Origin of the sequence: Nostoc sp. C057 (assembly GCF_013393925.1) — a bacterium.
GTDB classification, from domain to species: Bacteria; Cyanobacteriota; Cyanobacteriia; order Cyanobacteriales; family Nostocaceae; genus Nostoc; species Nostoc muscorum_A.
On the sequence record NZ_CP040281.1, the window covers coordinates 6,603,186 to 6,615,924 of the forward strand.

13 protein-coding genes and 1 pseudogene are annotated in these 12,739 nt (G+C 44.1%); 9 read left to right on the forward strand and 5 right to left on the reverse strand.

The features are described 5' to 3' along the window. Positions 1-44: 44 nt before the first annotated feature. On the reverse strand, positions 45-1,649 hold the full coding sequence (locus FD724_RS28175; RefSeq protein ID WP_179074879.1) for a pitrilysin family protein: 1,605 nt from the start codon (positions 1,647-1,649) through the stop codon (positions 45-47). A 332-nt stretch (positions 1,650-1,981) separates the two neighbouring features. Here FD724_RS28175 and FD724_RS28180 point away from each other — a divergent pair, with 332 nt between their 5' ends. Further along, the gene (locus tag FD724_RS28180; protein ID WP_114082517.1) at positions 1,982-2,596 is read left to right on the forward strand and encodes a TetR/AcrR family transcriptional regulator; all 615 of its coding nucleotides are present in this window, start codon (positions 1,982-1,984) and stop codon (positions 2,594-2,596) included. A gap of 129 nt (positions 2,597-2,725) precedes the next feature. Here the strand turns inward: FD724_RS28180 and FD724_RS28185 are convergent, their stop codons facing one another. Next, positions 2,726-3,172, reverse strand: a complete 447-nt coding sequence (locus tag FD724_RS28185; protein WP_179074880.1) for a DUF4332 domain-containing protein — start codon at positions 3,170-3,172, stop codon at positions 2,726-2,728. A 269-nt stretch (positions 3,173-3,441) separates the two neighbouring features. On the opposite strand from FD724_RS28185, the pseudogene FD724_RS28190 reads away from it, so the two are divergent. Next, positions 3,442-3,906: pseudogene (locus FD724_RS28190) on the forward strand (DUF29 domain-containing protein). A gap of 7 nt (positions 3,907-3,913) precedes the next feature. On the opposite strand, the gene FD724_RS28195 reads toward FD724_RS28190, so the two are convergent. After that, entirely contained in the window at positions 3,914-4,714 is an 801-nt protein-coding gene (locus FD724_RS28195; protein WP_114082514.1) for a PhzF family phenazine biosynthesis protein, read from the reverse strand. Positions 4,715-5,232: 518 nt separating this feature from the next. On the opposite strand from FD724_RS28195, the gene FD724_RS28200 reads away from it, so the two are divergent. The 3 genes from FD724_RS28200 to FD724_RS28210 all read left to right on the forward strand — a co-directional run bounded on the left by FD724_RS28200 (position 5,233) and on the right by FD724_RS28210 (position 7,568). After that, positions 5,233-5,469, forward strand: coding sequence for a hypothetical protein (locus FD724_RS28200; RefSeq protein WP_179074881.1), 237 nt, complete (start codon positions 5,233-5,235; stop codon positions 5,467-5,469). A 34-nt stretch (positions 5,470-5,503) separates the two neighbouring features. Further along, positions 5,504-6,886 (forward strand): aminopeptidase P family protein, encoded by a 1,383-nt coding sequence (locus FD724_RS28205; RefSeq protein WP_179074882.1) that lies wholly within the window; start codon positions 5,504-5,506, stop codon positions 6,884-6,886. Between the two features lie 196 nt (positions 6,887-7,082). Beyond that, positions 7,083-7,568, forward strand: coding sequence for a hypothetical protein (locus tag FD724_RS28210; RefSeq protein ID WP_179074883.1), 486 nt, complete (start codon positions 7,083-7,085; stop codon positions 7,566-7,568). Positions 7,569-7,575: 7 nt separating this feature from the next. On the opposite strand, the gene FD724_RS28215 is transcribed toward FD724_RS28210, so the two are convergent. Both FD724_RS28215 and FD724_RS28220 read right to left on the reverse strand, forming a co-directional pair. Beyond that, a complete protein-coding gene (locus tag FD724_RS28215) occupies positions 7,576-8,220 on the reverse strand; it encodes a DsbA family protein (protein ID WP_179074884.1) in 645 nt (214 codons plus the stop codon). Between the two features lie 28 nt (positions 8,221-8,248). Continuing rightward, positions 8,249-8,929: a Uma2 family endonuclease gene (locus FD724_RS28220; RefSeq protein ID WP_256874377.1), complete on the reverse strand. Its 681-nt coding sequence runs from the start codon at positions 8,927-8,929 to the stop codon at positions 8,249-8,251. A gap of 164 nt (positions 8,930-9,093) precedes the next feature. Here FD724_RS28220 and ffh point away from each other — a divergent pair, with 164 nt between their 5' ends. From ffh to FD724_RS28240, 4 genes are all read left to right on the forward strand, one after another. Beyond that, positions 9,094-10,560, forward strand: a complete 1,467-nt coding sequence (gene ffh / locus FD724_RS28225; protein ID WP_114082505.1) for a signal recognition particle protein — start codon at positions 9,094-9,096, stop codon at positions 10,558-10,560. Between the two features lie 214 nt (positions 10,561-10,774). After that, on the forward strand, positions 10,775-11,035 hold the full coding sequence (rpsP, locus tag FD724_RS28230) for a 30S ribosomal protein S16 (protein ID WP_012409382.1): 261 nt from the start codon (positions 10,775-10,777) through the stop codon (positions 11,033-11,035). Continuing rightward, a complete protein-coding gene (locus FD724_RS28235; protein ID WP_114082506.1) occupies positions 10,998-11,432 on the forward strand; it encodes a KH domain-containing protein in 435 nt (144 codons plus the stop codon). Before rpsP ends, FD724_RS28235 begins: the two co-directional genes overlap by 38 nt. Positions 11,433-11,687: 255 nt before the next feature. Further along, positions 11,688-12,641 carry a PhoH family protein gene (locus FD724_RS28240; RefSeq protein WP_114082507.1) on the forward strand — a complete coding sequence of 318 codons (954 nt, stop codon included), beginning with the start codon at positions 11,688-11,690 and terminating at the stop codon, positions 12,639-12,641. Positions 12,642-12,739: the final 98 nt, after the last annotated feature.

Consider the following 12,739-nt stretch of genomic DNA (forward strand, 5'->3'; position numbering starts at 1 on the left):
TCTCTCTTCCTCTGCGCCCTTTGCGCCTCTGCGGTTCGTTTCTCTTATCCTTCTTTCGACAACAACTTACCAATCGTGCGATTTCCCGGCGTAAACGTCTCCTTCGCCACTCTTTGAATATCAGCCGTCGTTACCGCCGAAATATCATCCAACTGCTTAAACAAATTCCGCCAAGAGCCAGTTTTCACCTCATATTCCAACAACTGTTGAGCCATCCCCATATTTGAATCGAGGGTACGCAGCAAACCCGCCCTTGCTTGGGTTTTCACCCGTTCCAAATCAACCGCCGCGACAGGCTCAGTTTTTAATTTGTCAATTTCTTGGCGCAAAGCCACCGCCACTTCATCAACTGTATGACCAGGAGCCGTGAGAGCATAGAAAAAGATCAGATTTGGATACTTATCTCCAGGAAATCCACTGTAACCTTGAGCATTTAGCGCCAAACGCTGTTTTTCTACCAAAGACTTATACAAGCGCGACGTGCGCCCATCACTTAATAAACTACCAATGATTTCATAGGTTGCATTATCTGGATGGGTAACTGCCGGACGATGATAACCTTCTAAATACCAGGGTTGAGAAGGTAGTTGTAAACTAACTTCCCGCGTTTGTTTTTGTGGCGGTTCCACCGGGATTTGTTCAACAGCTTTGGTTTTTGCTTTATAGCGACCAAAATAAGTTTGCGCCAGTTTTTTCACCTCAGCCGGGTTAACATCTCCAACAATAGCGATCGCTAAATTACTTGGTACGTAATGAGTATCAAAGAAATTCTGGACATCATCTGGTGTCAGATTGCGGATATCTTGGTCATAACCAATCACCGGACGCTTGTATGGATGGACTTTGTAAGCAGTACCGATAAACTTTTCCACCATTTGTCCAATGGGTGAATTCTCTATCCGCATCCGTCGTTCTTCTAAAATTACATCTTTCTCTTTGTAAAACTCACGACGAATTACCGGATCAAGAAATCGTTCCGACTCCAACGACATCCACAGTTCCAGCTTATTGGCAGGAAAACTGTAAAAATAACGGGTAGCTTCGGTTGAAGTATTGGCATTTAAACCCACACCTCCCGCTTGTTCGACAATTTGCCCCAATTCGTTTTGCTTGACAAGCTTGCCTGCCTGTGATTCTACTTGCTTAAACTCAGTTTCTAACCGCGCAACCTCATCTTTTTTGCCATCGGCTTTCGCTTTTTTAATTTGAGTATCTAACTGCTGCAATCTCTCTAGTAGCGGTTTTTCTGCTTTGTAGTCTTGTGTACCAATGCGCGTTGTACCTTTAAACGCCAAATGTTCCAGAAAGTGAGCTACACCGGTTTTACCATCTGGCTCATCCACACCACCAACATTTGCATAAGTCAGAAAGGAAACCACAGGCGCTTGATGCCGTTCTAAAACAAGGAATTTTAGACCATTGTCGAGGCGAAACTCCGTTAACTGTTTAATGACTCGATCCAGATAAGGTTGGATCGAACTTTGAACTGGTGGAGTTTGAGTTTTGGTTTCTTGAGGAGGTGCAATTTGAGTTTGAGCTAGAGCAATTTCTGGTAGTAATCCCCACCAGAAAACGACCAAAGCCAACAAAGTGACAAACAACCGCCGTAATATGACAGATACAGAATTTACACAGAAGAGATCCCCCAACCCCCTTAAAAAGGGGGCTTTTGAGATCCCCCCCTTTTTAAGGGGAGCCAGCGCGGTCTTGGGGTCTCCCCAAGTGGAGCGACTGGCGTGGGTTAGGGGGGATCTAAGTTTTAGGCTTTGAGTGCGTAAGTCCTGCAAAATCCCCAATCTAAAATCCAAAAATGACCGACTGATCTGGTTCATAAGCAAAAATTAAGATAAAGTTACACTACCTAAGAAACAGGATACTTAGCAAAAGGACGTTAATGTTGTATTAAGCTTGTTGAGCTTTTTTACTTGACGTTAGACAATAATGCTACAAATCGTGTTCCGCACATTTCACCATAACTGTTATGCGAGTTTTTAATTCTTCCCCACCCTCAGAGGCTCAGACGCGCACCCGAATTTTACAGGCAGCACAACGGTTGTTCGCCTCTCAAGGATTTGACGGCACTACCACCCGTGATTTAGCGCAGGCGGCAGGTGTAGCTGAAGGCACTCTATTTCGTCATTTTCCCAATAAAAAAGCAATTTTAGTAGAAGTAGCCACAAGTGGCTGGGTAGAAATTTTAACAGATTTGCTAACAGAATTAAGTGAAATGGGCAGCTATAAAGCTGTAGCTCAAGTGATGCGTCGCCGGATGTGGAACTTTCAAAAAAATGCCGATTTGATGCGCGTTTGTTTTATGGAGGTGCAGTTTCACCCCGATTTGCGCGATCGCATTCAATTAGAAGTCATTACCAAAATGACTGATGTGGGCGAAGCATTCTTCCAAACAGCAATGGATAAAGGCATCTATCGCAAAACGGATGCAAAGCTAGTTGCTAAAGTTTTCTTGGGAATGTTTGCGATCGCAGGTTTTTCTAACAATACCCTCATCGAACCTGACGCTTCCCCCCAACAAATGCAGGAAATGGCTGAAGGACTCGCTGATATCTTCCTTAATGGTGTCTTGGTTAAAGATTAGGGGATTGGGCATTGGGCATTGGGAAGAGGACTTGGGGACAAGGGGAAAGACTTGTTTCAAGTTCTCACTTCTTGTCCCCTGTCCCTTTGTCCCCTTGTCCCCTTGTCCCTCCGCCCCCTGCCCCATTCCCTATTCCCCATTCAGCAATATTTTCGCCTGCTGACTCCACTGTTGTACTAGCTCAATTGCTGGACACAAGTCTCGTCGCTGCATTGTTGCTACTTGCAAGCGCATAATTTGTTGGTGCAATCGGTGAGTGGGAGTCTGTGCTAACTGTGTCACGGAACCAATACCTGCGTGGAGCAATAAACCACAATATTGTATGCCTACACTAGGAATACGCGCCAAGTCAGCTAAAGCCATCCATTTATTTACATACTGAAGATGAATCTGTAATTTATTTGCTAACGCCAGCCGTGCCTCTAGAGTCTTTCCTTGTTTGACTAGCGCTATTGTGGTATCAATCCCACAATTTTGCAGTTGTGATTGTTCCTCGTGGCTGAGTCCAGGTAATTGCTCGATTGGCCAGTCACGAGATGCGACCAGATTTCGATTATTTGCATTTTTAGCAGACATTTTAAAACTAAATATAGGCTTGTTCACTCACATATACAGCAATCCTAAATCATTCATGAACAACAAGATACCCTCCTTTGATTAGAAGTCGGGTATCTAAGCCTTAAAATTTTGGCGTTTTTTCCTGCCACCCTATGGGAATATTTCATATCTAAATGTGACCTACTACAATGGCATTCTATTGACTGACAATGGCATTGTATCGACTAACATTAAGATGGGCGTAATTGTTAAAATCTAACTTGTTCATAGTGGATTGCAGAAAGCCTATGACACCGATTCCGAAAAGCGCAGCCCAGTTGTATGAAATAGACTTTGTAGCATGGACAGAAAAGACTGTACAACTTATTCGTGCTGAACAATTTGAACAGGTAGACTGGGATAGTGTGATTGAGGAAATTGAGAACTTGGGACGGTCTGAACGGCGGGAATTGAAAAGCCGTTTGTAAGTATTATTACAGCATTTGTTAAAGTGGCAATATCAGTCTAGTTTGCGGAGTGGCTCTTGGTGAAATACGATTAACGAGCAACGTAATCGGATAACAGATTTGTTACAAGAGAGTCCCAGCCTCAAATCATATCCAGAAGAAGTTTTAGCCCAATATTACGATCGCGGATTGAAAGCTGCTAGTAATGAAACTGAACTACCAATAAATACCTTTCCAGTAGAATGTCCTTATCTCATTACCCAAGTTCTCGATGCTGAGTTTTTGCCGGATGCGATTGATTTGTAATACAGGCTTATGTAGTAAATAACTCACCTCGCAGAACAGTTACCGCTTGTCCGGCGAGAAAAACGCGATCGCCTCCGGTATAGCGTACTTTTACCACTCCACCGCGACGGGATGCTTGATAAGCCAATAACTCATCTTTGTGTAAGCGATCGCGCCAGAAGGGAGCAAGACAGCAATGGGTAGCGCCAGTTACAGGGTCTTCATCAATTCCTAAACCCGGTGCAAATAAACGAGAGACGAAATCATATTCAGAATCAGAGTCGGTAAGGCTGGTGACAATGATCTCAGAAATAGGCAAAGTTTTTAATATTTGAAAATTTGGCTGTACTTGCCGTACCAAATCTTCAGATTCCAATTCCACTAAATAGCCAAAAGAATTTAAAAAAACAGATTTGTATGGTACACCCAAAGCAGCCTTAAGTTCTCGTGGGGCGATTGTTTCTTGTGAGTGATTCACAGGAAAATCTAACTCAATCCACTCATCTTGCAAGTTAGCAATCAGCAATCCGCTTTTGGTGTAGAACCGCGCAACTTCATTCTCCGACAAATGCCCCTCTGTCCAAAGTACATGGGCACTAGCTAAGGTTGCGTGACCACAAAGAGGCACTTCTATCGTCGGCGTAAACCAACGCAGATTGAAGCCATCATCCTGTTTAACTAAAAAAGCCGTCTCAGATAAATTCATCTCCTGCGCCACATTCTGCATCCAGCGTTCATTGTGGCGAGTAGGCAAAACACAGACAGCAGCAGGATTTCCTGCGAAAGGTCTATTGGTAAAAGCATCAACTTGAGTAATGATTTGTCCCATTAGAGTCACCCTAAAAATTTAGATAGCAATATACTTATCAGGAGTGTGTTAGAAATTTATGCCGATAGTTAACATTATTTTTAAGCCCATTGCTACGCGTCTATAGCGCACTAAAGTTCATTTAAGCATTTATTGTTTCTCTCTGTATCCTCTGCGCCTTGTTGCAAAAATTGACTTTGACAAAAATTTATAGCTTTAACCCAAACCTATTAGTCTATAGGGATTTTCGATGTGGAATACAGCCACTGGTTTATAAAGACAGACTGCCATGCTGTTACATCAAAATGGAAATCGCCATATACAGTACCTTATAAATTAACGTGAGTTCGACAAGTCTTATTTGACCTCTCCCCCAATCCCTCTCCGACACGGAGAGGGGAGCAAAAAGCTGAATTTTTCGTTGCTCCTCCCTCTCCAAAACGGAAAGGGAGGCTGGGAGGGAGAGGTTCATCGAACTCACGTTAAATTAGGAATACAATCTCCAAAAACTAGGGTCAATGTTCAAGCAAAACGGAAATATGGGGATAAAAATCTTCAAAAGCATCTTTGCTGCTGTCAACTTAGCGCTAATTTCTGGAGGATTAGTTAGTTGTGCTGTTGAAGTACCACAGCCACTTGCACCAACAGAGCAACAAAAACCAGTCGTACAACCTAACCAACAGCCTAACCAGAACGACAAAGATGATGATGACAAAAATAGCGATCGCAAAGATGATAAACACGATGAGAAAGACGAGAAAGATGATAACGACTAAATAAAGGCAAAACTATAACCTTGGATTTCCATTTATGCTTATCCCACAAACTTCTACTTCCTTCGTCGATTGTTTACGCCTCCGCCGGCAAAAATTAGCAAATCTCATTAAGTTTCCCGTAATTCTGTGGTCAGGTAGCAACAGTCCCCGCAACTTTCCAGCAAATCCCTTTCCATTTCGCGCTAACAGTCATTTCCTCTATTTTGCCGGACTACCATTATCAAATGCGGCAATTCGTTTAGAAGGGGGCAAGCTAGAACTATTCATGGACGATCCATCACCTAGTAGCACCCTTTGGCATGGAGAAATGCCAACGCGCAATGAAATAGCCCAGAAGATTGGGGCAGATGTGGCAGGGCCAATGGCAGAATTAGAGTCTTGGGTGGAAGATGCTGTCACACTTGCTGTACAAGATGCAGCGACATGGACGCAACAATCGCAGCTATTAAATAGATGGGTTTTACCCCAAAGTCCTCCGCAAGGAATTGACTTAGATTTAGCTAAAGCGATCGCTTCTATCCGCCTCACTCACGATGAAGCTGCATTAACCGAGTTGCGAAAAGCTGCTGCTGTCACTGTTGAAGCGCACAAAGCTGGGATGGCAGCAACATCTCAAGCCAAACTAGAAGCAGAAGTTCGCGCCGCGATGGAAGGGGTAATTATTGCCCACAATATGACCACCTCTTACAACAGTATTGTCACCGTTCACGGCGAAGTTTTGCATAACGAACACTATCACCACCCCTTGCAACCAGGTGATTTACTACTTGCCGATGTTGGTGCTGAAACTGAGATGGGTTGGGCAGGTGATGTCACTCGTACATGGCCAGTTTCCGGCAAATTTTCATCTACCCAGAGAGATATTTATAATGTAGTGCTGGCGGCTCATGATGCTTGCATTGCCAGAATACAGCCTGGTGTAGAGTATGAGGATATTCATGTATTAGCTGCAACGGTTATAGCTGAAGGTTTAGTAGAGTTAGGCATTTTCCAAGGGAATCCCCAATATTTAGTAGAGATGGATGCCCACGCGCTGTTTTTCCCTCATGGTATCGGTCATCTACTGGGTTTAGATGTCCATGATATGGAAGATTTGGGAGATATAGCTGGGTATGAAGAAGGACGTGAAAGGAGCGATCGCTTTGGCTTAAGCTACCTCCGTTTAAATCGTTCCCTGCGTCCAGGAATGTTGGTAACAATTGAACCTGGTTTTTATCAAGTGCCAGCTATTTTAAATGATGCCAATGTTCGCTCAAAATATCAAAATGTGGTGAACTGGCAACGTTTATCTGAATTTGCCGATGTGCGCGGAATCCGCATCGAAGATGATGTTTTAGTTACGGCAGAAGGTAGCGAAGTTTTAACAGCTGCATTACCGAATGATGCTGATACTATAGAAAATTTAGTAGGTCGTTAATCTAGCCTTTAAAAGTGGTAAAAATTTTGGTCAATAACTCTTTACTCTGTGTCCTCTGCGCCTCTGTGGTTCAAAAAATTATAGAACCGCAGAGTCACAGAGAGCGCTGAGAAAAAATAAGAGATTTTACGAGTCACCTTGAGAGGGCTAGCCGCTAATCTGTCCATAATGCTTTGTTAAGTCAAGATGTTACCTAATGATAAAAAACCCTACAGGATTACTACTCAACGGAGTTATTGTCAGCTTCGGACTATTGCCATTATTAGCTCAAGCACAGCAGCCAGTATTGGTTTCTGATACCCAAGTTGCAGCGATGGTAGAGGCATTGCGACAGGCTGCACCGCAGACAAAAAATCCCAACGATGGATATTACAGCGAATGGCAAGTTAAACCAGAAACCCTCAAAGGCTGGTCAAGAAATTGTCTCAAACGAGAACTAACACCGACGCAGTTTGAAAACAATCCTGCGATCGCTCGCCAAGTTGTCTCTTGCATTACCCGCCGTGAGTTAACCAATCAGTTTCGCGCTACTAATAATAATGAAATTGCATCTGTGCGTGGTGCAGCTTGTTGGTGGATGACTGGTAGCTATAGAGGTTGTAACAAAGGCTTCACTGCTGAGTATGTGCAAAAAGTTGTTCGCTTTTATCAACAACAGCGTTCAAAACCGACGACTCGTTGAGAAAGAGTTAAGATAATTGCTTTACCTTTTCGACAACCCAATCAACGCGATCCTTTCCCCAAAATCTCTCACCGTTGACTACCCAAGTCGGGACTTCGGGACAGCCAAACTGTTCGTATTCAGCCAAAGCTGCCACTGCTGCTTGTTTTGCTGCTTCGTCGTGGATTAACTCAAGAATGCGATCGCCATTCAACCCAACATCATTTGCAATTTTCCTAATCACAGACTCATCGTTAACATCAAGAAGATCGATGTACGACGCTCGAAAAAAAGCTGCATCAAGCAGATGCTCCTTCCCAGTTCCACAAGCAGCGTAATACGCTCTTGCAGGAAGTTCTTCCCGACCAAATTTCATTTTTTCCCAGCGCTTGACCCATCTGCCAAATTCTTCAAATTCCTTGAGCCGAATTTCAATGCCGTACTTTTTCGCCCACCGCAAACAATCTTCTTTGTGATACGAAGATAAAAGGGCGCTTTCACTTCGTCCTTGTAAATCAACTACCTTTATACCTCGCTCTTTCGGTATGTAGATTGGTCTTCGTTCAATATCAACAGGCAAACCCTGCAATGCTTTTTCCGCAAGAGCAATACCAATGTATGAATTTGACGAGTGGTATATTGAGTATGAATATACTTTAATTCGTTGTGACATCTATCTAAATTAACTCGCAATTTCAATATCAAATTTGGCTTTTAACCCATTGGCGAAATTCTTTAACTAATTCCAAATAATCTTTTTCTCCCACCTGCTCTAAAAAATTAGAAATCTCTGTTAATGGCAAATTAGGAAACGCTAAACTTTGGTCAACAGCTATATATTGGTCATTTCGTAAGATATTTATACTAAAAATAGTGCCATCATAACGCCAAATCTCTGGTACACCCATATCAGCATAGACTTGAAAACGATTTTTGGAACTGCTGGTAATATCAATTTCCACTACCAAATCTGGTGGTGGATCTTGTTGCAAATTAATTCTTTTTTTCCCCTTAATGAACTTGACATTTTTAATGTAAAAGCATTCATCTGGTTCTGCACCACTCAGTTCTGGACGCTTGAAAGTAGTAGAACCAAGGGGTTGAATCCTAACTTCTAATTCTTCCGCTAGAGTTTCAACAAATCGACCCAAAACTTTTTTATAATTCTCATGTTCAGGTGAAGGAACCATGATTTCTAAAGTACCTCGATTGTAAGTAAGCCGGAGGCGGCGACTAGCACTAAGTTCAGTTAGCAAGTTTTCGTATGTTTGCCAACTGATACCCGATAGGTGGATGATTTCTGTGGGTTGAAGCAGTGTGTTGCTGGTCATAGCGATATGTAGTGTAGGTTCTCGCTGTCCAATAGCCCTTCTTCGCCTCATTGTACTTTAAGCTCAATCTTCTATAAAGGTAGGTATCTGGTTGCTACAGTCGCCGTGAAAACTACTAAGCTGGTAAATAGCACGTTTAAAATTTAGCGGAAATTCCGAATCGCATTTATCGGCGGTTCAAGATTCCTCATTGGCGAACTACCTGTAATTACATTATGTTTGATGCTCTATCTGACCGTTTAGAAGCCGCCTGGAAAAAACTGCGGGGACAGGACAAAATTTCTCAATCCAACATTCAAGATGCATTGCGCGAAGTGCGCCGCGCCTTGTTGGAGGCAGATGTCAATCTCCAGGTAGTCAAAGATTTTATTAGCGAAGTCGAAGCCAAAGCCCAGGGAGCCGAGGTAGTTACCGGGGTGCGACCTGACCAACAGTTCATCAAAATTGTTCACGATGAACTGGTGGAGGTGATGGGAGAAGAAAATGTTCCCATCGCAGAAGCTAAGGAAAAGCCTACTATTGTGTTGATGGCTGGTTTGCAAGGTACTGGTAAAACCACCGCGACGGCTAAGTTAGCCTTACATCTGAGAAAATTAGATCGTAGCTGTTTGTTAGTGGCGACAGACGTATATCGCCCAGCCGCGATCGACCAGTTGCTGACGTTGGGTAAGCAAATTGATGTACCAGTATTTGAACTAGGAAGCGACGCAGATCCGGTAGAAATTGCTCGACAGGGCGTAGAACGCGCTAGGGCAGAGGGTGTAAACACAGTAATTATTGATACTGCTGGTCGCCTGCAAATTGACGAAGATATGATGGCGGAATTAGCCCGCATCAAAGCAACCGTCCAACCCCACGAAACTCTGTTGGTGGTGGACGCGATGACTGGTCAAGAGGCAGCAAATCTGACCCGCACCTTCCATGAGCAGATCGGAATTACTGGGGCGATTCTCACCAAAATGGATGGTGATAGCCGTGGTGGTGCAGCGCTTTCGGTGCGAAAGATTTCGGGAGCGCCGATTAAATTTGTGGGCGTGGGTGAAAAAGTCGAGGCACTGCAACCCTTTTATCCCGATCGCATGGCATCCCGAATTTTGGGAATGGGCGATGTGCTAACTCTAGTAGAAAAAGCCCAGGAAGAGTTCGATTTAGCCGATGCTGAGAAAATGCAGGAGAAAATCCTGTCAGCAAAGTTTGACTTTACTGATTTTCTCAAGCAGTTGCGGATGCTGAAGAACATGGGTTCTCTGGGAGGCTTCATCAAGATGATTCCAGGGATGAACAAGCTCTCAGACGACCAACTCAAGCAGGGAGAAACCCAGCTGAAACGCTGTGAAGCGATGATTAACTCCATGACTCGCCAAGAACGCCATGACCCAGATTTATTAGCCAGTTCTCCCAGTCGTCGGCGGCGGATTGCTTCAGGCTCCGGCTATAGAGAGTCAGATGTGACTAAACTGGTGGGTGATTTCCAAAAAATGCGATCGCTCATGCAGCAAATGGGTCAAGGTGGCTTCCCTGGAATGCCGGGAATGTTCGGCGGTGGCGGCGGCATGGGCAACGCCTTCGCAGGTGCAGGTAATCGTCCCGCAGCCCCCGGATGGCGGGGTTATGGTGGTGATGCAGGCACGAAAAAGAAAAAAACCAAAGAGAAAAAGAAAAAAGGGTTCGGCAATCTTTAATTATTGGGCATTGAGCATGGGGCATTGGTAATTTACAAATGACAAATGACCAATGACTAATGACTAATAGCAGCAAATGCTAGGCAGTGCTAAAATTAGCATTTCGACCTCAGAATTTATCAGCAGAAGAAACTAACCCTCCATTTCTCGGCAACAGCCAGATTGAGGTTACTTCTTCGGCCACTATATCTAAACAGGAGAATGATTCTTCAACATGATCAAACTGCGCTTGAAGCGATTCGGTAAAAAACGGGAAGCAAGTTACCGCATTGTCGCCATTAACAACCTCGCTCGCCGTGATGGCCGTCCCCTAGAAGAATTGGGATTTTATAACCCCAGAACTGATGAAGTGCGATTAGACGTTCCCGGTATCGTCAAGCGACTACAACAAGGCGCTCAACCCACTGACACCGTACGTCGCATTCTAGTAAAAGCTAATGTTTTTGAACAGGTCAGTGCAACAGCCGCATCATAATTTCGGAACAAAATTGCCAACAGCCAGTCCCAACTATGTTGATCTGGTTCGGTTTTTGGTGCAGCCATTTTTGGAATCTCCAGAGACTTTAAGTGTCGATTGTGAAATTTCTCAGGCCCTCAACCGGGTTTGGGTTCGCATCGCCTTTGAAAGCACAGATAAAGGGAAAGTGTTTGGTCGAGGGGGACGCAATATTCAGGCGATTCGTACAGTAATTGCCGCAGCCGCAGCCGCAGCTGGGCAATCAGCATACCTGGATATCTACGGCAGTACCACTCCGGGCCGCGAAGGTATGTCTTTTGATGAAGACACAGAAGAGCGATCGCCACCGCCAACTAGAAGAGAACCGCGTGGAAATGATGGGCCTAAACCCATTGTTAAACCTCGCCTCCGCTAGGTTAAAACTAGAGAGCAAATCTGAGCGGTTGTAGTTACCTCCGCTCAGAATTTTTGTAAAGATAGAAAGTAGCAAAAAGATTTTTGGATATTTTTTTGAACTATTTAGAACTAGGGACGTACAGATTTACGCCTCTACGGCCGATTCATTTGTTGCAAATATTTTTCTAAAATGTAAGTAAAAAGCGTAATTTCGTTTTTAGCGAAAAAATATTAACCTTTGTCAAAAATAGATCCTTACGAATTAAAAAATACTATGGCAGGTGCTTTCACAATTCAGCTGCCGAACGTTTCCAGTGCGATCGCTCTTGGGGGGGATGGAGAAGAAAATCTCAAAATCCTATCTCGCCAAACAGGAGCCAATTTAGTGCTACGCGGACAGGAATTAGTGATTTCTGGTACTCAAGAGCAAATTGATCTGGCTTCTCGATTAGTGCGATCGCTTGAAGAACTCTGGATTAAAGGCAATACCATCACCAGTGCCGATATTTTAACAGCCCGTCAAGCCATAGATAGCGATCGGCAAGGGGAACTGCAAGATTTACAGCGAGATGTCCTTGCCAAAAGTCGCCGGGGCGAAGAAGTCCGTGCTAAAACCTTCCGCCAGCGTCAATATATCGACGCACTCCGTAGGCGCGATCTCACCTTTGGGATTGGGCCTGCTGGTACTGGCAAAACTTATCTCGCCGTTGTTGTCGCAGTACAAGCACTCTTGGCTAATCAAGTTGAAAAGCTGATTTTAACTCGCCCTGCCGTCGAAGCCGGTGAAAAACTTGGTTTTTTACCTGGAGACTTACAGCAGAAAGTTAATCCCTATCTTCGCCCACTTTACGATGCTATTTATGAATTCATCGACCCAGAAAAAGTACCCAGTTTAATGGAACGCGGTGTGATTGAAGTCGCGCCACTTGCCTATATGCGGGGACGCACCCTCAATAACGCCTTTATCATTGTCGATGAGGCTCAAAATACTACACCCGCTCAGATGAAAATGGTTTTGACTCGTTTGGGCTTCCGTTCGCGGATGGTGATTACAGGCGATATGACACAAACTGATTTACCACTTCACCAACAATCAGGTTTAGGAGTGGCTTTACAAATTTTAAAACACGTTGAAGGTATTGCCTTTTGCGAATTTTCCCAAAAAGATGTCGTGCGCCATCCTCTAGTTCAGCGCATTGTTGCTGCTTATGAACAATACGAAAAATAGGGATTGGGAATTGGGAATTGGGCATTAGTTAGGACTCATCGTTTAACCAACGACAAATAACAAATACTTCGGCTTCTCCTAACGGAGACGCTGCGCGT

Bases quoted from the DNA above. Each gene is read 5' to 3' on its own strand.
- ffh (WP_114082505.1), top strand. From the start codon at position 9,094: ATGTTTGATGCTCTATCTGACCGTTTAGAAGCCGCCTGGAAAAAACTG.
- FD724_RS28205 (WP_179074882.1), top strand. From the start codon at position 5,504: ATGCTTATCCCACAAACTTCTACTTCCTTCGTCGATTGTTTACGCCTC.
- FD724_RS28200 (WP_179074881.1), top strand. From the start codon at position 5,233: ATGGGGATAAAAATCTTCAAAAGCATCTTTGCTGCTGTCAACTTAGCG.
- FD724_RS28180 (WP_114082517.1), top strand. From the start codon at position 1,982: ATGCGAGTTTTTAATTCTTCCCCACCCTCAGAGGCTCAGACGCGCACC.
- FD724_RS28210 (WP_179074883.1), top strand. From the start codon at position 7,083: ATGATAAAAAACCCTACAGGATTACTACTCAACGGAGTTATTGTCAGC.
- FD724_RS28235 (WP_114082506.1), top strand. From the start codon at position 10,998: ATGTTTTTGAACAGGTCAGTGCAACAGCCGCATCATAATTTCGGAACA.
- FD724_RS28195 (WP_114082514.1), bottom strand. From the start codon at position 4,714: ATGGGACAAATCATTACTCAAGTTGATGCTTTTACCAATAGACCTTTC.
- FD724_RS28215 (WP_179074884.1), bottom strand. From the start codon at position 8,220: ATGTCACAACGAATTAAAGTATATTCATACTCAATATACCACTCGTCA.
- FD724_RS28240 (WP_114082507.1), top strand. From the start codon at position 11,688: ATGGCAGGTGCTTTCACAATTCAGCTGCCGAACGTTTCCAGTGCGATC.
- FD724_RS28185 (WP_179074880.1), bottom strand. From the start codon at position 3,172: ATGTCTGCTAAAAATGCAAATAATCGAAATCTGGTCGCATCTCGTGAC.
- rpsP (WP_012409382.1), top strand. From the start codon at position 10,775: ATGATCAAACTGCGCTTGAAGCGATTCGGTAAAAAACGGGAAGCAAGT.
- FD724_RS28220 (WP_256874377.1), bottom strand. From the start codon at position 8,929: ATGAGGCGAAGAAGGGCTATTGGACAGCGAGAACCTACACTACATATC.